Origin of the sequence: Brevibacterium sediminis, from assembly GCF_024895295.1 — a bacterium.
GTDB classification, from domain to species: Bacteria; Actinomycetota; Actinomycetes; order Actinomycetales; family Brevibacteriaceae; genus Brevibacterium; species Brevibacterium sediminis.
Genome location: NZ_JAHQRN010000004.1, coordinates 499,001 through 517,174, shown reverse-complemented (window position 1 = coordinate 517,174; position 18,174 = coordinate 499,001). Strand labels below are relative to the sequence as shown.

Annotated in this window: 17 protein-coding genes; 1 reads left to right on the top strand and 16 read right to left on the bottom strand. The window is 66.0% G+C overall.

The features are described from left to right. Positions 1-21: 21 nt before the first annotated feature. The 6 genes from KTJ89_RS12345 to KTJ89_RS12320 all read right to left on the bottom strand — a co-directional run bounded on the left by KTJ89_RS12345 (position 22) and on the right by KTJ89_RS12320 (position 7,669). Entirely contained in the window at positions 22-591 is a 570-nt protein-coding gene (locus KTJ89_RS12345) for a GNAT family N-acetyltransferase (RefSeq protein ID WP_259357923.1), read from the bottom strand. A 122-nt stretch (positions 592-713) separates the two neighbouring features. Beyond that, entirely contained in the window at positions 714-1,340 is a 627-nt protein-coding gene (locus KTJ89_RS12340; protein WP_135539373.1) for a superoxide dismutase, read from the bottom strand. Between the two features lie 184 nt (positions 1,341-1,524). Then, the gene (locus tag KTJ89_RS12335) at positions 1,525-2,691 is read right to left on the bottom strand and encodes an acyl-CoA dehydrogenase family protein (protein WP_259357922.1); all 1,167 of its coding nucleotides are present in this window, start codon (positions 2,689-2,691) and stop codon (positions 1,525-1,527) included. A gap of 70 nt (positions 2,692-2,761) precedes the next feature. Next, a complete protein-coding gene (locus KTJ89_RS12330) occupies positions 2,762-4,396 on the bottom strand; it encodes a thiamine pyrophosphate-binding protein (RefSeq protein WP_259357921.1) in 1,635 nt (544 codons plus the stop codon). 2 nt (positions 4,397-4,398) lie between these two features. After that, positions 4,399-6,486 (bottom strand): acetate--CoA ligase family protein, encoded by a 2,088-nt coding sequence (locus KTJ89_RS12325; RefSeq protein WP_259357920.1) that lies wholly within the window; start codon positions 6,484-6,486, stop codon positions 4,399-4,401. Positions 6,487-6,490: 4 nt separating this feature from the next. Then, positions 6,491-7,669, bottom strand: a complete 1,179-nt coding sequence (locus tag KTJ89_RS12320; RefSeq protein WP_258041700.1) for a Glu/Leu/Phe/Val dehydrogenase dimerization domain-containing protein — start codon at positions 7,667-7,669, stop codon at positions 6,491-6,493. Positions 7,670-7,790: 121 nt separating this feature from the next. On the opposite strand from KTJ89_RS12320, the gene KTJ89_RS12315 reads away from it, so the two are divergent. Next, positions 7,791-8,456 (top strand): SDR family oxidoreductase, encoded by a 666-nt coding sequence (locus KTJ89_RS12315; RefSeq protein WP_259357919.1) that lies wholly within the window; start codon positions 7,791-7,793, stop codon positions 8,454-8,456. Positions 8,457-8,561: 105 nt separating this feature from the next. Here KTJ89_RS12315 and KTJ89_RS12310 read toward each other — a convergent pair whose 3' ends face one another. The 10 genes from KTJ89_RS12310 to rbfA all read right to left on the bottom strand — a co-directional run bounded on the left by KTJ89_RS12310 (position 8,562) and on the right by rbfA (position 18,063). Continuing rightward, positions 8,562-9,149: a TetR/AcrR family transcriptional regulator gene (locus tag KTJ89_RS12310; RefSeq protein WP_181272036.1), complete on the bottom strand. Its 588-nt coding sequence runs from the start codon at positions 9,147-9,149 to the stop codon at positions 8,562-8,564. 77 nt (positions 9,150-9,226) lie between these two features. Then, positions 9,227-10,498, bottom strand: coding sequence for a M16 family metallopeptidase (locus KTJ89_RS12305; RefSeq protein ID WP_253904025.1), 1,272 nt, complete (start codon positions 10,496-10,498; stop codon positions 9,227-9,229). 62 nt (positions 10,499-10,560) lie between these two features. Next, positions 10,561-12,783 (bottom strand): polyribonucleotide nucleotidyltransferase, encoded by a 2,223-nt coding sequence (locus KTJ89_RS12300; protein WP_259357918.1) that lies wholly within the window; start codon positions 12,781-12,783, stop codon positions 10,561-10,563. Between the two features lie 334 nt (positions 12,784-13,117). Further along, positions 13,118-13,387, bottom strand: coding sequence for a 30S ribosomal protein S15 (rpsO, locus tag KTJ89_RS12295; protein WP_039210907.1), 270 nt, complete (start codon positions 13,385-13,387; stop codon positions 13,118-13,120). A 91-nt stretch (positions 13,388-13,478) separates the two neighbouring features. Then, the gene (locus tag KTJ89_RS12290) at positions 13,479-14,417 is read right to left on the bottom strand and encodes a bifunctional riboflavin kinase/FAD synthetase (protein ID WP_139908423.1); all 939 of its coding nucleotides are present in this window, start codon (positions 14,415-14,417) and stop codon (positions 13,479-13,481) included. A gap of 89 nt (positions 14,418-14,506) precedes the next feature. Then, positions 14,507-14,878: a hypothetical protein gene (locus KTJ89_RS12285; RefSeq protein WP_139908424.1), complete on the bottom strand. Its 372-nt coding sequence runs from the start codon at positions 14,876-14,878 to the stop codon at positions 14,507-14,509. Beyond that, positions 14,868-15,509 (bottom strand): hypothetical protein, encoded by a 642-nt coding sequence (locus KTJ89_RS12280; RefSeq protein ID WP_139908425.1) that lies wholly within the window; start codon positions 15,507-15,509, stop codon positions 14,868-14,870. Before KTJ89_RS12280 ends, KTJ89_RS12285 begins: the two co-directional genes overlap by 11 nt. A 99-nt stretch (positions 15,510-15,608) precedes the next feature. Beyond that, positions 15,609-16,547, bottom strand: a complete 939-nt coding sequence (gene truB, locus KTJ89_RS12275; RefSeq protein WP_259357917.1) for a tRNA pseudouridine(55) synthase TruB — start codon at positions 16,545-16,547, stop codon at positions 15,609-15,611. Positions 16,548-16,558: 11 nt separating this feature from the next. Next, entirely contained in the window at positions 16,559-17,434 is an 876-nt protein-coding gene (locus KTJ89_RS12270; protein ID WP_259357916.1) for a VldE C-terminal domain-containing protein, read from the bottom strand. A gap of 194 nt (positions 17,435-17,628) precedes the next feature. Further along, on the bottom strand, positions 17,629-18,063 hold the full coding sequence (rbfA, locus tag KTJ89_RS12265) for a 30S ribosome-binding factor RbfA (RefSeq protein ID WP_139468786.1): 435 nt from the start codon (positions 18,061-18,063) through the stop codon (positions 17,629-17,631). Positions 18,064-18,174 lie beyond the last annotated feature (111 nt).

The window sequence follows — 18,174 nt, the reverse complement described above, 5'->3', positions numbered from 1 at the left end:
TCTGGAGGGGACGACGCGGGGTCAACGAGGTGGGTCGAACGGTATGCGCGGTCCACGGTGCCGCGGGTCTCCACTCAGCCGAGCGCAGACCTCGGTGTCGTATCTGATGCCGTCGTAAAGGAGTTTCTCTCGTTCGCGGCCTTCGACGATGAAACCCGCGTTCCTCGCGACTGCCGCCGAAGCCGGGTTGTTCACCCGGTAGCCGAGTTCGAGCCGGTAGATCCCGAGTTCGTCGTGGAGGAGGTCGACGAGGCTGCGCAGCGCTGCCGACACCAGGCCCTGGCCGCGTGCTTCGGCCACGGACCAATAGGAGATCCACGCGCTCGAGTGCCGGCGTTCGATCCCGGAGGCCATGACGTTTCCAAGGATTCGCCGCCCTGAACGGTCACCGTCATCAATGATCGCCCGAGCGCAGAGGTCACCGGCTGCCTCGGCGTCGGTGATGGTCTCCAGCCATGTCCGGGCACCACCGATCGTGCGGTCGTCGGGGATGTTGCTGAGCAGTGCGTCATCGGCCCGCTCATACACCTCAGCCAACGCCTCGGCATCACCCGAAGCGCCTGACTGCCAGGGTCGGAGAATTGCGCTCATCCGGCCACCTTATCCGCAGTCGCTGGTCCGCCAGCGCCCGCTCCGAGGTCTCAAACAACCTGACGGCGGCCCAGCAACCTCGCGCGAGGTAGCTGGGCCGCCGTCAGGTAGCAATTGGGGTCTCAGCCGAGGAGGAGGCCCTTGGTCTGAGCGACTGCGCGGTCGAAGCGTGCGCCGGCGTCTGCCCAGTTGACGATGTTCCACCAAGCCTTGACGTAGTCGGGCTTGACGTTCTGGTAGTCGAGGTAGAAGGCGTGCTCCCACATGTCGAGCTGCAGAACCGGGGTGCCGCCGAGCTGGATGTCGGACTGCTGGTCCTTGAGCTGCTCGATGAAGAGGTTTCCACCGAGCTGGTCGTAGACGAGGACGGCCCAGCCGGAGCCCTGGATCGTGGTGGCCGCGGTGGTGAAGTGCTCGCGGAACTTGTCGAACGAACCGAACTGGTCATCGATGGCTGCGGCGAGTTCACCGACCGGCTTGTCTCCACCGTCCGGGGACATGTTGTTCCAGAAGATCGAGTGGTTGACGTGACCGCCCAGGTTGAACGCGAGGTCGCGGGTCAGCTTCGGCACATTGGCGAGGTTGCCGGATTCGCGGGCTTCGGCCAGCTGCTCAACGGCGGTGTTGGCGCCCTTGACGTAGGTGGCGTGGTGCTTGTCGTGGTGCAGCTCCATGATGCGAGCCGAGATGTGCGGCTCAAGAGCGGAGTAGTCGTAGGGCAGTTCCGGAAGTGTGTACTGCTCAGCCATGAGATTCCTCCTGATCAGATTTGATGACCACCACATCGGTGGCTTCATTTCGACCCTATCCCAGGGTCTCATCTCGGACAACAAGGGGATCCGGCATCCTATTCCAAATGACGCGCGGTGACGGGATCACTTTCCCGCCCGAGACCACTCAAGACACCTTCACCCGAGGCCGCTCAAGACACCTTCACCCGAGGTTGCGTGAGATGAGCAGCCGCATGATGTCCGAGGTGCCCTCCTCGATCTCCTCGAGCTTGGCATCGCGCATCCACTGCTCGACGGGATGCTCTCGCGAATACCCCCATCCGCCGAGGGTCTGCACGGCCGCCCAGGTGCAGAACATGGCCGTCTCCGAGGCGTTGAGCTTCGCCATCGCCGCCGTAGCCGTCATCCGCTGACGATCCACGGCATCGCCGGCGTCGAGCATCCGCGCCGCATTGAGCACCTGCAGCCACGCCGCATCGATCCGCGAGGACATGTCCGCCAGCCGGAACGCGACGGCCTGATGATCGATGATCTTCGTCCCGAACTGCCTGCGCTCCCTCGCATAGTCACGCGCATATTCGAAGGCCGCCCGAGCCGTGCCGAGCGCCGCAGCACCGAGCACCACCCGTGAGATGTCGAAGGTGCGCATGAGTCCGTAGAAGCCCTGCCCCTCCTCGCCGAGGCGGCCCGACGTGGGCACGAATGCGTCGGAGAAGAAGATCTCACGACACACGATGGCTCGCTGTCCCATCTTCTTCATCGGCGCACCGAACTCCATCCCCTCGGTCTCCCTGGGCAGCAGGAATGCGCTGATTCCGCGAGAGCGCCGGCTCGAGTCGGTCTTGGCGAAGACGACGTAGAAGTTCGCGAGTCCCGCGTTCGAGATCCAGGCTTTCTGCCCGTTGAGCACGTATCCACCGTCGACGGCATCCGCCCGGGTGATGATCGAAGCCGAGTCCGATCCGGATCCGGGTTCGGTCGTTGCCAGCGCCGTGATCTTCGGGTCTGCTCCAGTCAGCGGGCGCAGCCACTCCTCCTTCTGCTCCGGCGTGCCCAATGCGAGGATCGGGTCGGCGAAGAAGCCGTTCGAACACACGAAGTTCCCGATGCCCGGATCCCCGAAGCACAGCTGTTCCTGGACAAGGCACTGAGTGAAGACATCGGTGAATCCGCCGCCGCCGTATTCCTCGGGAATCATGAAGTCGGTGATCCCGCGCCGGGCTGCCGCCGCAAAGATGTCGACGGGCGATTCGGTGTCGGCCTCGTCGACGCGGCGACCGGACGGGCGGATCGTGTCGTGGGCGAATCCGCGCACGAGGTCGAGGATGTCATGCTGTTCATCGCTCAGCGGCCAAGGTGTGTAGCTCATCAGTTCTCCTTCGAAGTGTCAGTGGAGGTCGGGCGCCTCACTGCGCCCGGCCGACGTCCCTCGTCCCCGGTCAGTCGAGCATGTCCGCTCCGGCCCGGGAATCCTCGGTGATGTGGATGAGCGTCGGGCCGACCGCTGCCTCCGCCTCGCTGAGCGCGGCCAGCAGCGCGTCCGCGCCGTCGACGTGGATTCCGCGTGCCCCCATCGCCTGCGCGAGTGCCGGGAAATCCGGCCCGGTGAGCTTCACCCCTGACGGAGTGTCCCCGCGGTCCTCCATCTCATTGCGGATCTCCCCGTACCCGCCGTTATCGACGACGATGAGGCACATCCGCACGCCCGCCTGCACGGCCGCGGCGAGTTCGGCGATCGTGAACATCGATCCCCCATCGCCTTCCACCGCGACCACTCTGGCCTGCGGAGCAGCGAGTTTCGCACCGATGCCGGCGGGCAGCCCGTAACCGAGCGTGCCCGCCCCGGCCGGGTAGAGGAACCGGTCACCGGAGCGAGCTTTCCACCCGGTCTGCACCCCGTAATAGCAGGCCATCGTCGAATCCGCTGCGACGAAGAGCGGTGAGGTGTCCGACTCCGCGAACGCTGTGAGTGCGGCCGACAGATCGGCCCAAGGTCGGCCGTCGGTTTCCATCGCCGAGGCGGCCCTGCTCTTCCAGCCGGCCGTCCAGTTCCGTGCGGCGGCGGTCGCGGACTCCGTCCGCAGCGCTGACACTTGTTCGTTCAGGGCCGCTGTCGCGTTCTTCGCGGCGGCGAGGATCGGATAGGTGACGGACGCGTTCGTGAGCATCTGCACTTCGTCGATGTCGATGCGCACCACGGTGTCGGGCAGCGGCAGGGGTTCCGGCCAGAAGTCACTGGGTGCCAGTTCCGTACCGATCGCGATGACCGCATCGGCATCGCTTGTGAGTTCTGGAAGCAGCTCGAGGACCCCGACGGCGCCGATGGTGGTCTCGGCGCGGTCATCGACGAGTCCCTTCGCGTTCGAGGACAGGACGATTCCCGCTCCGAGCGTCTCAGCCAGAGCTGCGACCTCCGCTCCTGCTCCGTGTGCTCCGGCCCCGGCGATGATGAGCGGTCGATTCGAGCCGGCGATCACTTCGGCGGCAGCATCGATCTCGGAGGCCACGGGAGCCGGCACCGCCCGGGCCACGGACGGATGGAGCGTGCCCGGACCGGTCTCCTCGATGAGATCGAGGGGGATCTCGATGGCGGCCGGGCGGATCCGGCCTGAACGCATCGCCGACAGCGTCTGCCCGACCGCCAGCGACACCTCGCCGGGACTCGTGACCCGCATGACCTCGGTCAGTACCGCCGAGAGCGCCGCGGACTGGTTGCGCACTTCGTGGAGGAGTCCGTTCCCGCGGCCGGGGTGGGTCAACGGCATGCCGGGGGTGATGAGGAGGACGGGCACGGAATCGGTGAAGGACTGCAGCAGGGCGGTGAGTGCGTTGAGCGCGGCCGGTCCGGTGGTCGTGACGATGACCTGCACCTCGCCGGTGACGCGGGCAGCTCCGTCGGCCATGTAGCCCGCGCCCTGTTCGTGGCGAGGTGAGACGATGTCGATGCCTGCGGCGCTCAGCTGCGCGAAGATCTCGAGGTTGTGGGTGCCGGGGATTCCGAAGACACGGGTGATCCCTTCGGCCCGGAGCGCACGAGCCAGGTGTGCTCCGCCGGTGATGGTCGTCTGGTCCATTCTCATTCCTCGCTGTTCGGTTTCTCTGCTGGCACGTTCTCTGCGGTCGGGTTCTCCGTCGTCACGACGAGTGCGTCGACGGCCAAGGCGCCGTCCGGGGCAACTCGCACCGGGTTGATCTCGATCTCGGCGATGGCGTTGTTCCCGGCCACCATTCTGGATACCGCGACGATGATTTCGGCGAGGGCGTCGATATCCGCGGCGGGTCTGCCCCGCCATCCGGTGAGCAGCCGCGAGCAGCTCAGCCGCGAGATCATGTCCAGCGCTTCGGTGTGGGTGACGGGGGCGAGTTCGAGCCACGTGTCGGCGAAGAGTTCGGTCTCCGTCCCGCCGGCGGCCACGATGACGAGCGGCCCGAAGTTCTCGTCCTGCCGACCGCCGACGAGAATCTCGACGACGTGATCGCGTGTGTCCATCTCCTCGAGGATGTACTCACCCTCGCCGAGGCGACCCACCATGTCCGCGTATGCCGTTTCGACTGCGGGGAGATCGCTCAGTCCCAGGACGATGCCGCCGACCTCGGTCTTGTGGGCGGGCCATCCGGCCTTGAGCGCGAACGGCGGTCTGAGTTCGGACGCCTTGGCCGCCTCGGCGGGTGCACGAGACTCCCCCGGGCCCACACTGCCCACAGTCACACCGGCAGGAACGGGAATCCCAGCGCCCTCGATCACTGCTCGAGCGGCCGCATATCCGGTGCCCCACGGGGTGACGGGGCCGGTGAGTTCGAGGGATTCGGTGAGCCGACCCGAATGGGCGGCGTAGAAGCCGGCGCGGGCGAGCACGCGCATGGCCGCTTCGATGGAGGTGTAGGCGGGTATGCCGAGCTCCCAGAGGTGGGTGACGGCGGGCGACGATGCGCTCATCGAGTGGACGATGACGGGCTTCTTCGCCTCGGCGACGAGCTCGCCCAGACGATCGACGACAGCCAGTTCTCGGTCGCGCAGGTCGGGGACGTCCTCGCCGTAGCAGCCGAAGTATCCGGAGACGACGACAGCGTCGATGTCCGTATCGGTCAGCAGCACCTCGGCGAGGTCAGCATAGACATCAAGGTTCTTCTCTCCTGCGCCGTCGAGGTCGATGGGATTAACGATGTGGTCGGCCTCGGGCAGCAGTTCGCTCACGCGTCCGGCAGCGCCGGCGCTGAGTTCGCGCACGTCGAGTCCCCAGCTCTCGGCGGTGTCGGCGGCGATCGCTCCCTGTCCGCCCGAGTCGGAGAGCACACCGATGCGCCGGTCTTTCGGCAGCCAGGCGGAGGCGAAGAATCCGGCGAGTTCGACGAGTTGTCCGGGGGTGGCCAGGCGGATGGCGCCGGCGGCCCGGCAGGCGGCATCGACGGTGTCCATGGCCGAGGTCATCGATCCGGTGTGGGATCTCGCGAGACGCGCTCCTGCACTGGAGGCTCCTGTAGTCAGGATCATCGTCGGCTTCCCGGCGGCGCGCAGGGCTTTGAGGGCTGAGACGAGGGCGGCTCCGCCGGTGAAGGATTCGAGGTAGAGCGCGACCTGAGCGGTGGCGGGGTCGTCGACGAGGGTGCCGAGCACCTCGGCGGCGCGGACGTCGGACTGTCCGCCGATCGAAGCGAATCGGGAGACGCCGAGTCCGCTGCGGGCCGCGAGTGTCGCGATCTCCGTGCCGAGCTGGCCGCTCTGGGTGACCACGGCGAGACTTCCGGGTATGAAGTTGCCCCAGGCCAGGAGCAGATCGGCGTGTGAGTCGACGATCCCGAGCGAGTTCGGGCCGATGAGGCGGCCGCCGGTCTCACGGATAGTGGCAGCCAGTTGGTCGGCGTCGGGGACGCGGGCGGAGATGATGAGGAAGGCGCGCACTCCGTTCTCGAGTGCTTCGGCGACGACTCCCGCCACGGTGGGGCCGGGCACGGAGATGACGAGCAGCTCGGGCGTCTCCGGCAGGTCTCTCAGGCGAGCGTACGTCGGCTGGCCCTGGATCGAGCCGGCTGTGGCGTTGATGAGGTAGACGCGGCGGCGCTCGGCCCCGCGCAGAGCTCCGGCGGCGAGCCAGAAACCCCATTTGCTGGAATCGTTCGATGCTCCAAGGACGGCGACGCTGCCGGGATCGAAGAACGCGTCCATATCGCTAGCTTTCCGTCACCGAAACGGCAGCGGCAGCACGATCGCCCAAAGCGGCGAGATTCGCATCGACCTTCGCCTGAGCGGCCGCCCGGGGACTGATGCCCTGGTCACGGGCAGCGGTGAGGACCTCGGTGGTGAGATCGTGCAGGGTCGAGGTGACGATGGCGCGGCTGTCGTCCCAGCTGCCGTCGACGTCGCCGAAGGTCACCCACCACCACCAGGCGTTCGTCGCCGAGTTCGCGAGGAAGTCCGGGACGACGGTGACGCCGCGAGCCAGCAGCGTCTCTTCGGCTGCGGGCAGGACAGGCATGTTCGCGGCCTCGACGATGAGTGAGGCGGTGACGCGGTCGCAGGTGTCCGGCGTGATCGAGTAGCTCACCGCTGCGGGAACGAGGACGTCGGCGTCGGCAGCGAGCCAGTCGTCGCGATCGCCGACGTGGTCCTCCGGGCGCAGCGCTTCGCGGTCGATTCCGCCGAACTGGTCCCGGGTGACCAGCAGAGCTTCGACGTCGAGCCCAGCGGGGTTGGACACGAACCCGTCGGCGTCGGCGATGCCGACGATGCGCAGTCCTGCCTCGGCGAGATAGCGGGCGGTGGCACCGCCCATGGAGCCGAATCCTTGGATGACGGCGGTGGATTCTCTCGGGTCGCGGCCGGCGTCGTGCAGGGCCGCGATTACCGAGGTGGCCACACCGAGGCCGCCGACGAGTTCGTCTTGGGCGACGCCGTCGACGATGGCGGAGAAGGCCTTCTCGGCGCGGGCCTCGACGTCGACCGGATCGTCGACGAGCTTGTTGACGGCGGAGAGGCCCGAGCCGAGTTCGCGGCGGGCGAGGATCTCGTCGATGTCGTCCTGGCGAACGCCGAGGTCTTCGCCGAGGGCCCAGTAGGCGTGCATGATCGGGTTGATGTCGACGAGGAAGCGTTCGAGGACGTCCTTGGCTCCGGGTGCGCGGGGGTCGAAGTCGATTCCGCCCTTGGCTCCGCCGACGGGCACATAGTGTCGGCCCTCGCGCAGATGGATCGCTTCCTTGCGGGTCATCCCCTGGGCGAGTCCGCGCACCTCCTCGAGGGTGCAGCCTTTGCGCATGCGCAGACCGCCCGAAGCGGTGCCGCGCACAAGGGTGTCGATGACGACATACCCGAGTGCACCGGTGTCCGGATCCTGCCAAGTGATGTCCATGAACATAAGGCTCCCAAAAGATCGGCGTCTCAAGACTCTTACTGAACCGCTATTCAGTAAGACATGTGACTCCAGTCTGTCCGGGTGAGGGCCACCACGTCAAGGCCGCTAGGATCGAAGCATGCCGACAGCACTCATCACCGGACCCGGACGAGAGAACAGCATCGCCGCGGGAGTGGCCGCACGACTGTCGTCCGACGGCTGGACCGTGTGCACGAGCGATCTCGATCGCGGAGACTACCCATGCGACTTGTCATCCGCTCACGAAGCGCAGGAGCTGGTCGGTCGGGTGAGCAGGGATCACGGCACCATCGACGGGTTGGTGCTCAGCCACGCTCACGGCGAAGAGTCCGGAATCTTGGACACCACCGTCGACAGCTTCGACCGCCACGTAGCTGTCAACGCTCGCGCGTCGTTGCTCCTCATCGCGGCGTTCGCGAAGCAGATCGGTGAGTCGGGAGGCGCGATCGTCGCCTTCACCAGCGATCACGCCACGGGCAATCTGCCCTATGGAGCATCGAAAGGCGCGCTCGATCGAATCGTCATCTCCGCTGCGCGGGAACTCGGACCGAAGGGGATCTCTGCGAACGTCGTCAATCCTGGGCCGATCGATACGGGTTGGATGGACGAAGAGACGAGGACCGGGCTGATCCCTTATCAGCCACTCGGCCGCATGGGCACTCCTCGCGACATCGCCGGGGTCACTGCATTTCTGCTCTCTGCTGAGGGCCGGTGGATCAGCGGCCAGCTGCTGTCTGCCGACGGAGGGTTCTCCGCTCGCTACTGAAGTAAGTGCACGGCAGTCGACCACATGACCGCACGGAAGCATTGTTGGGTCGATCCGCGGCGTTCTGGACGTGCAGAACACCGTGGATCGACCCAACAATCACCCTCAGCCGAGTTCGCGGGTGAGGAAGTCGTCGACCCAGGTGCTCAGCGCCTCTGTGTCAACGGTCTCCGAATTGACCATCACCTGGATAGCCAGGCCGTCGAGGAAGGCGAGGACCCGGGTCGCGCCCGACGCGGTGCCGCCTTCAGGTGCCGTGCACTCCCCCGCCGCGATGGCCTCGTCCATGAGGTGCACGAGAATCGACTTCCACTCCCGGTCGAGAGCGGCGAATGTTGCTCTCAGACCAGCATCGAAGAGTCCGGCCGACCACGCGTCGATCCAGATCTTCCAACTGCGCGAGGAGCCGCTTGGCAGGTACCAGCCGACGACGTCCCGCAGTCGCTGGAGAGCCGAGACCTGCCCGGCAGCCAGCTCCCGGGCCCGGTCGATGTCCTGCCGCCCGGCGAAGTCGAAGGCCTCGGCGACGAGGGCTTCCTTCGTCTCGAAGTGGTAGATGACGAGACTGGCGCTCAAGCCCAGACGCGCGGCGACGTCGGAGACGCGCAGCGCGCGCAGACCCGTCGCCTCGATTTCCTCGACCGTTGCCGCCAGGATCTCCTCCCGGCGAACCGCTGCGCTCTTCCTCGCCATCTCGCCTGTCTCCTTTCACGTTCCAGCCGGACGGCATCCCGCGCCCGAGGCTCGAAGCCCCGAACGCGGCGACGCACTCAGGGCAGTTCGACCTCGGCGGCCGGTCCGACCAGCGCCAGAGCCTTGGGCCGCGACAGCAGCCGCCCGGCCATCTCGCTGACGTCCTCGGCCGTGACCGAGCGGACGCGTTCGATGAGGTCCATCGGCGATTCGAGCGGCAGCCCGAAGATCTCTGACCGGGCGAGACGATTCATCCGCGCCGCAGACGACTCGAGTCCGAGCACCATCGACCCCGACAGCTGGGACACGATCTCGTCGAGCTCGAACTGGCTCGGTGTCACCTGTGCCAACCGATCCCATTCGCTCACCGCCAGATCGACGACGGCCTGAGCGTTCTCGGCCGTGCATCCGGCATAGATGCCGAAGGTGCCGGTATCCGTGAACTGACTGGCCACGCAGTTCACGGCATAGGCCAGTCCGCGCTCCTCGCGCACGCTCTGGAACAGTCGCGACGACATTCCCCCGCCGAGCATGGTGAGCATGACCGAGTAGATGAACCGGTCGTCGTCGCCTTCCGGCAGGCCTTCGCAACCGAGCATGATGCCCAACTGTTCGATGTCTTTGACGGTGTGCGACTTTCCGGAATGGAACTCCGGACGCACCCGTGCGGCCCCACCGAGGTGCGAGCCCTTCGCCACCGAGGCGGCGTCCCCGTTCCCCGCGCCCGACCAGACGTCGGCACGGGACCCGAGCCCCGCCTCGGCGAGGGCATCCTCAACCATCGCGAGGACCTCTTCGTGGGTCGCCCCGCCCGCGGCGGCGATGACCAGACGAGGCGGGATATACGTCGACTGATAGTGGTCGATGACCGTGTGGTGACCGAGCACGCGGATCTGATCTTTCGTCGCACCCACGGGCCGGGCCAGCGAATGCGGCCCGAAGACAAGGGAATCGAAGTCGTCGAAGAGGACGTCTCCGGGATCGTCGGCGGACATGGCGAGCTCTTCGATGATGACACCGCGCTCGCGTTCGAACTCCTCGACGTCGAGTTGGGAGTTCGAGACCATATCGACGAGGAGGCCGGTGATGTTCGGCAGATCCGTCACCAGGCACCGGGAGTAGTAGCAGGTGAGCTCCTTGGCGGTGATCGCATTCGAATCTCCGCCGGTGCGGTCGAAGGCCGCGGCGATGGTCTTCGCATCACGGCTGCCGGTGCCTTTGAACAGCATGTGCTCGAGGAAATGCGTCGAGCCGGCGGTCTCTGCGGATTCGTCACGGGACCCGGCTGCAACCCAGATCCCGATCGTCTCCGAGGCCAGACCCGGCATGTGTTCGGTGGTCAGCGTCAAACCACCGGGGAGGACAGACCGATCGATTCGGCTGCCCTCCCCGGTGTGCGAACTGCTCAGTATCAGTTGTCTGATCCCTCTTCGTCCGATTTCTCGTCTTCGTCGGTGACCGGAGCCAGCGACAGCTTGCCGCGGTCATCGATCTTCGTGATCTCGACCTGGACCTTCTGGCCCACGCCGACGACGTCTTCGACGTCCTCGACGCGCTTGCCGTCGTTGAGCTTACGCAGCTCGGAGATGTGCAGCAGGCCGTCCTTGCCCGGGGTCAGGGACACGAATGCGCCGAAGCTCATCGTCTTGACCACGGTGCCCAGGTAGCGTTCGCCGACCTCGGGAACCTGCGGGTTCGCGATCGCGTTGATCATCGACCGGGCGGCCTCGGCGGCCGGTCCGTCCGTGGCACCGATGAGGACGGTTCCGTCGTCTTCGATGCTGATGTCCGCGCCCGTGTCCTCCTGGATCTGGTTGATCATCTTGCCCTTGGGCCCGATGACCTCACCGATCTTGTCGACGGGGATGTTCACGGAGATGATCCGCGGTGCCGTCGGTGCTATCTCGGCCGGAGCGTCGATGGCCTCTGCGATGACGTCAAGGATGACCATGCGTGCTTCGCGGGCCTGCTTGAGGGCGGCACCGAGCACCGAGGCGGGAAGGCCGTCGAGCTTGGTGTCGAGCTGGATCGCGGTGATGAAGTCACGCGTACCGGCGACCTTGAAGTCCATATCGCCGAAGGCGTCTTCGGCACCGAGGATGTCGGTCAGAGCCGCGTACGCGGTCTGCTCACCCTTGTCGGTGGAGATGACGTCGGAGACGAGACCCATGGCGATGCCGGCGACGGGCGCCTGCAGCGGCACACCGGCCGAGAGCATGGCCAGCGTCGAGGCGCAGACCGAGCCCATCGAGGTCGAACCGTTCGAACCGAGGGCTTCGGAGACCTCACGGATCGCGTACGGGAAGTCCTCACGCTTGGGCAGAACGGGCACGAGGGCGCGTTCGGCCAGTGCACCGTGGCCGATCTCGCGGCGCTTCGGGCTGCCCACGCGGCCGGTCTCACCGGTCGAGTAGGGCGGGAAGTTGTAGTGGTGGATGTAGCGCTTCGAGGTCACCGGCGACAGGGAGTCGATGGTCTGCTCGAGCTTGAGCATGTTGAGCGTGGTGATGCCCAGGATCTGGGTCTCGCCGCGCTCGAAGATGGCCGAACCGTGCACGCGCGGAACGACGTTCGTCTCGGCGGTGAGCGGACGGATGTCCTTGAGCCCACGCCCGTCGATGCGGACCTGGTCGGTGAGGATGCGCTTGCGCACGACCTGCTTGGTCAGGGCGTTGAGAGCGTTCGCGATCTCCTTCTCACGGCCTTCGAAGCGCTCACCGAGCTTCTCGAAGAGCTCGTCGAGGAGGGCGGCGCCGGCGGCTTCGCGCTCCTGCTTGTCGGCGATCTTGAAGTTCTCGGTCTGCTTCGCCTCGGCGAGTTCCTTCACGGCTTCGAAGACGTCGTCCTCGTAGTCGCGGAAGACGGGGAATTCGACGGTCGGCTTCGCGGCGCGATCGGCGAGTTCGGACTGCGCACGGCAGAGCTCGGCGATGAACGGCTTCGCGGCTTCGAGACCCTCGGCCACGACCTCCTCGGTGGGGGCCTGGGCGCCGGTCTTGATCTTGTCGATGGCGTTGTCGGTGGCTTCGGCCTCGACCATCATGATGGCGACGTCGTCACCGACCACGCGACCGGCGACGACCATGTTGAATACGGCGTCCTCGAGCTGCGAGTGGTTCGGGAAGGCGACCCACTGGCCGTCGATGAGCGCGATGCGCACACCGCCGATGGGGCCGGAGAACGGCAGACCCGACAGCTGGGTCGACATCGAGGCTGCGTTGATGGCCAGGGCGTCGTAGAGGTGGTCGGGGTTGACCGACATCACGGTGACGACGACCTGGACCTCGTTGCGCAGGCCCTTGACGAAGGACGGGCGCAGCGGGCGGTCGATGAGGCGGCAGGTGAGGATCGCATCGGTCGAGGGGCGTCCCTCACGGCGGAAGAACGAACCGGGGATGCGTCCGGCGGCGTACATGCGCTCTTCGACGTCGACGGTCAGAGGGAAGAAGTCGAAGCCCTCACGGGGGTTCTTGCCGGCCGCAGTGGCCGAGAGAAGCATGGTGTCGTCGTCGAGGTAGGCGACGGCGGAGCCGGCGGCCTGCTGAGCCAGACGCCCGGTCTCGAAGCGGATGGTGTGCGAACCGAAGCTGCCATTGTCGATATGGGCAACGGCGGATTCAGGGTTGAGTCCCACGTAGTCTCCTATGTTGTGCCGGCACGCGGTGGTCTGCGGTGCGCAGGTGATAGTTCTCAACGCATGAGTGGACGCGCTGCCTTCGGCGATGTGCCCTCGGCAGTGCGCGACCCCGCGTCGTTCCGGCGGGATATTGGCTCGGACATCCCATGGATCCAAGCCGGTCATCGATCGGGGCCCACGGAACCGGCGCTCAAGCGCTCATTCCTCCGGAGGCCACTACCGAAGACCGAAACGTCCATGGCGTGGTTGTCCGGTACGAAGTCTACCGCAGAAGCACAGAAGCGCCCCACCCGAAGGTGGGACGCTTCCATTTCAGCTGCGCTGAGTCGAATCAGCGGCGCAGGCCGAGGCGCTTGATGAGCGAGCGGTAACGCTCGATGTCGACCTTCGCGAGGTACTTGAGCATGCGGCGACGCTGGCCGACGAGGAGCAGCAGGCCACGACGCGAGTGGTGGTCGTGCTTGTGATCCTTGAAGTGCTCGGTCAGGTCGGTGATCCGGCGGGTCAGCAGTGCAACCTGGACCTCGGGAGAACCGGTGTCGCCCTCATGAGTTGCATATTCCTTGATGATCTCTTGCTTCACAGCGGTATCGAGAGCCATGGAGTTCTCCTTCGTGTCGTTGCGCGGCGCAGGGACCTGAAGTCTCTGCCCTATGGGACCGCGGCCGGTGAAAACGGCAGAGATCAGCTTATCAGGTGTGCAGGACCTCGCGCACATCGGCGATGTCCTCATGCATCTGCACGATGAGGTCGTCCATCCCGGTGAACGCGACCTGCCCACGGATGCGGGAGACGAATTCGAGAGTCATCTCACGGTCGTAGACGTCGAATTCGCCGAATTCCTTGTCGAGCACGTACGCCTCGACCCGTCGGACCTGCCCCTGGAAGGTCGGGTTCGTGCCCACGGAGATCGCGGCCGGGTACGCCTGATCCTCACCGGAGAACGTCGCCCAGCCGGCGTAGACGCCGTCGGCGGGGACGAGTCCATCGGGATTCTCCGAGAGGTTCGCCGTCGGGAATCCCAAGTCGCGGCCGCGGGCATCGCCGTGGACGACGGTGCCGTGGAGGGCGTGGTAGCGCCCCAGCTGGTCGGCCGCCTCGGCGACATCACCGCCGGTGAGCTGCTCCCGGATCCGGGAGGACGAATACCGTCCCCCGCGCCCGACTTCGTCGATCGTTTCGACCCGGAACCCGAATTTCTCGCCGAGGCGGCGCAGAGTCTCGATCGTGCCTTCGTTGTCCTTGCCGAACCGGACATCGTCGCCGACGACGACGATCTTCGCGCGCAGGGCTTCGACAAAGTACCGGCGCACGAATTCCTCGGCCGACTGGGCGGCGAAGTCGAGGTCGTAGGGCTGGATGAGGAGGCCGTCGATTCCGGTGGCGGCGATGAGGTCGGCGCGCTGCCGGGTCGAGTTGATCATCACGGTCGGCTCGTCGGGGCGGTGCACCGTGCGCGGGTGCGGGTCGAAGGTCATTGCGATCGAGCGCAGGCCCTCTTGCCTGGCCAGGGCGGCGACGGTGGTCAGGACCGTTTCGTGTCCGCGGTGCACGCCGTCGAAGTTGCCGAGGGTGACGACGGTGCCGACAGCGTCGACCTCGACCTCACCGAGTCCGTGATACAGCTCCACCAGACATTCGCTCCTTCCGTGCACCGATTCAGATTATCGCAGAGATCTTCCGCCTCCTAACCCGGACCTCGCCGAGGCGGAAGGACGGTTCAGGCGATGATCGCCCACCCGATGACGCCGAGGAGGGAGGCCAGGGCAATGGAGACGAAGGTGCCGATGATGAACCGCTCCCCCGCGGCCGCCGAGGACTTGATCTCCGCGAAGCGTCCGAGCCCTTTGACCGCGATGACCACGGCCATGAGCTCGGGTCGGCCGAGCACGATCGCTCCGGCGATGAGCGCGCGTTCGACGATGCCGATCCACAGTCCACCGCGCAGGACTTCGACGTCCTCGGCCCCTGTGCGTTCGGGTTTGGAGCCCGGGCCCGCATGGGTCAGGCGGAGGAGAAGCGGGACGAGCGGCCAGCCGATGAGGGCCGCGATGATGGCGGCGGCGATGGCGACGAGCACGTCAGTCCACATGTGCGTCTCCTTCCGACAGGGCTCGTTGGAGCCGGTCGAGATGGTGCCGGGCCAGGTGCTCGGCCCCGGCGATGATCTCGGCGGGACCGGCCGCCAGCACCCGGGAGACCGCCTGTTGGGAGACGTCGAATTCCGCGGCGATCTCGGCCTGAGTGGCATCAGGGTGGTCCAGTCGGTATCCGACGTAGCCGCGGGAGTGACCGCGCAGCTCTGTCAGCGTGCTGATGAGGAGCCGCAGAGCTGCCTCCGCCAGCCCACGATGGTCACTGTCCGCATCGGCGCTGACGACGTCCGGGTCGGCGCTCACGACGAGGTGGGCGGGTGCGGATTTGGCCGCTTCGACCGCCTGGCGGGCGGAGTAGAAGGCTTCTCCCCTGCCTTCGGTGGTCGTCTCGGGCAGCGGCCGTTCGACCTCGCCGATTCCGAGGCCGATATGCCAGACGGAGTCGATGCCGATACGGCGGACAGCCTCGGCGACGGCGTCGGGATCGTCGAGGACCCCTTGGACCTCGTCACCGATGGTGCGGGCGAAGGGAACGGCCGTGTCGATCGGAGAGAGAGCATCGAGGATGCGGGGCACCGCGTCGGCGTTCGACCGCGAATCCTGCTGGTCGATGGTCAAGACGAACATAGGACAAGTAGACCAGATGATTGTCTCAGATACAATAGTTTCGGTTGTATCCGATGAATACAAACTATTTAGTTGTTTCGAGCGTGAAGGCTGGGCCCCTCAGGCGAGGTCGATGGCGAAGGCGGTCAGCGACTTCAGACCGCCATTCCGACGCACTTCGGCCACGGAGACGAGGGCGTCATCGCAGATGACGGCGACCTCTCGGTTCCCCGCGTCGCCGGCGTCGGAGCCTATATGCCAGTCACCAGCCTCAACGATCTTGCCCTGCATGAGGGCGCGGGCCCGCTCGGCATCGACGGTGGCGACGGGCAGGAGGGTGCGGGCAGCCTCGGCGAGGGAGATGAGGCTGGGCGCGGGGAGGTCGAGGTCCTCGGGCAGGGTCACGGCCTGGTCGATGTGGAAATCGCCGACGCGCGTCCGCCTGAGCGCGGTGAGATGGCCGAAGACGCCGAGGTCGGTGCCGATATCGCGGGCTAGGGCGCGCACATAGGTGCCCGACGAGCAGTCGACTTCGACATCGACGTCGATATGCCCGTCCTCGGCGGCGAAGCGGATGTCGATGACTTCGAAGGCCGATACCTCGACACGACGGGCCTTGAGTTCGACGTTCTCACCGGCACGGACACGGGCATAGGAACGCTTGCCGTCGACCTTGATCGCCGAGACGGCACTGGGCACCTGATCGATGGGGCCGCGCAGCTTGGCCACGGCGGCTTCGATGGCCGCAGCGTCGACACGAGCGAGATCGGACGGGTCGGCAAAGCGATCGGGCTCGGAATCGGCGTCATCGGTCGGGGTCGACGACCCCAGGCGGATGGTGGCGAAGTAGGTCTTCGAGACCCCGGTGATGTAGGTGAGCAGCTTGGTGCCGCGGCCGAGGCCGAGCACGAGGACGCCCGTGGCCATCGGGTCGAGAGTGCCGGCATGGCCGACCTTCTTCGTCCCGAACCAGCGGCGGATGCGGGAGACTACGCCGTGGGAACTCAGTCCCTGCGGTTTGTCACAGACGAGGACGCCCTGTGGGGAAGTATCGCTCACTGGGTGTGCGATCAGTTGAAGGACGCGTGCACGTGGTCGAAGTGGTTGGCGGTCGCGTCTCCGCGGTCCTCCATGCCCTTCCAGCCCTGTCCGGGCATCCAGATGCGCTGCTTCCAGATGACGTACTTGACGTTGAGGGCGCTCTGGTTCTGGATGAGGTATTCGGCGATGCGGTCGCCGGTGGATCCGGTGATCATGATGTCGACGGCTTCACCGGTGTTGTGATCCGAACCGGTGCCGGGGCGACGTCCGCCGAAGGTCTTGACCTCGGGGAACTTAGCGCAGACAGCACGGTAGCCGTTGACGGCGTTCGGCAGCAGGCCGGACTCGATCGAGGAGGACACGCTGCACGGCGGTGCCGAGGTGTCCGAGGAGGTGCCTTCGCCGGAGGACTTCTCATCGGAAGACTTCTCATCGGAGGACGAATCGTCGCTCTTCTCCTCAGCAGCCGAGGATTCCGCGGTCGGCTTGGGCTTCGGCGGAGCCTTGACCTCGAGATCGGTCTTCGAGGTCTTGTTCTTGTACTTCGGGTCGTCCTTGACCTTCTCCAGGTACTCTTCGCCGGCCTTCTTGCGTTCGGCGTCGAGTTCTTTCCGACTCGGGGTCGAGGCAGTGGTCGACTCCTCGGGGGTCGTCGATGCGGCCTCGGTGGTGACGTTGCCGGACTCGGGCGGACCCATGACGACGGTCGAACCGACGACGGCGGCGGTCGCGGCTGCAGGAACGGCGATCGCGGCGACGACGGGACGCTGCTTGACGGTCGCCAGCACGGAAGTCGCCGAGGACGGCGCATTCGCTGCACGTCGGCCTGCGGGGCGCTTGCCGGGAGTCAGGTCCCGGATCAGCTGCTTCGCGAACGACGGCTTCGGTGAGGAGTGCTTACCCAATGCAGAATTCCCTTAACAGAGTCGTAATCATTTCGTTACCGCAAAAAGTCTACGACATCTCGGAAAGATAACAAAACTGTTACGAGAACTTTTTTCGTGACGTGACGAAGCTCAAATCGGACCCGGAACGGCCGTTCCGCCGCTCTCCACCCGATGACCAGGCGCGATGCAGTCTGTTCGCTGGAATGCGACGATCACTCCTCGTCGGCGTCGTCGGCCTTCTTGTACGGGTCGGATTCACCTGCATGCTGCGCGTTCTTGGCCAACCCGGCGACTCGAGCGTCGTCGGCGGCCGCCTGAGCGAGCAGTCCGTCGAGACGGGCGGCCGCCTCGGGAACGGCATCGGCGATGAATTCGAGGCTCGGGGTCAGACGGATCGTCAGCCCCTTGCCGACCTCTGAGCGGATGAAGCCCTTGGCCGATTCGAGGGCATGACCGGTGCCGACGAGATCCTGGTCGTCGCCGTATACGGTGTAGAAGATGGTGGCGTGCTGCAGATCGCCGGTCACGCGGACATCGGTGACGGTGACGAAGCCGAGGCGGGGATCCTTGAGCTTGCGCTCGATGGTGCTGGCGACGATGACCTTGATCTGGTCGGCGATCTTGCGGGCCCGTGTCGAGTCTGCCATGGTGTGTGTCCTTCTGTTCGGGGCCGGAACAACTCTTCCGGCCCTATGTTAGCTGTGCAATCGAACCGGCTCCGGCCGGTCCCCTATTCAGGGGGCCGACCGGAGCCGTCG

Coding starts and splice junctions, on each gene's coding strand:
- KTJ89_RS12315 (WP_259357919.1), top strand. CDS start 7,791: ATGCCGACAGCACTCATCACCGGACCCGGACGAGAGAACAGCATCGCC.
- KTJ89_RS12330 (WP_259357921.1), bottom strand. CDS start 4,396: ATGGACCAGACGACCATCACCGGCGGAGCACACCTGGCTCGTGCGCTC.
- rpsO (WP_039210907.1), bottom strand. CDS start 13,387: ATGGCTCTCGATACCGCTGTGAAGCAAGAGATCATCAAGGAATATGCA.
- KTJ89_RS12310 (WP_181272036.1), bottom strand. CDS start 9,149: ATGGCGAGGAAGAGCGCAGCGGTTCGCCGGGAGGAGATCCTGGCGGCA.
- KTJ89_RS12280 (WP_139908425.1), bottom strand. CDS start 15,509: ATGTTCGTCTTGACCATCGACCAGCAGGATTCGCGGTCGAACGCCGAC.
- KTJ89_RS12340 (WP_135539373.1), bottom strand. CDS start 1,340: ATGGCTGAGCAGTACACACTTCCGGAACTGCCCTACGACTACTCCGCT.
- rbfA (WP_139468786.1), bottom strand. CDS start 18,063: ATGGCAGACTCGACACGGGCCCGCAAGATCGCCGACCAGATCAAGGTC.
- KTJ89_RS12285 (WP_139908424.1), bottom strand. CDS start 14,878: ATGTGGACTGACGTGCTCGTCGCCATCGCCGCCGCCATCATCGCGGCC.
- KTJ89_RS12325 (WP_259357920.1), bottom strand. CDS start 6,486: ATGGACGCGTTCTTCGATCCCGGCAGCGTCGCCGTCCTTGGAGCATCG.
- KTJ89_RS12345 (WP_259357923.1), bottom strand. CDS start 591: ATGAGCGCAATTCTCCGACCCTGGCAGTCAGGCGCTTCGGGTGATGCC.
- KTJ89_RS12335 (WP_259357922.1), bottom strand. CDS start 2,691: ATGAGCTACACACCTTGGCCGCTGAGCGATGAACAGCATGACATCCTC.
- KTJ89_RS12320 (WP_258041700.1), bottom strand. CDS start 7,669: ATGGACATCACTTGGCAGGATCCGGACACCGGTGCACTCGGGTATGTC.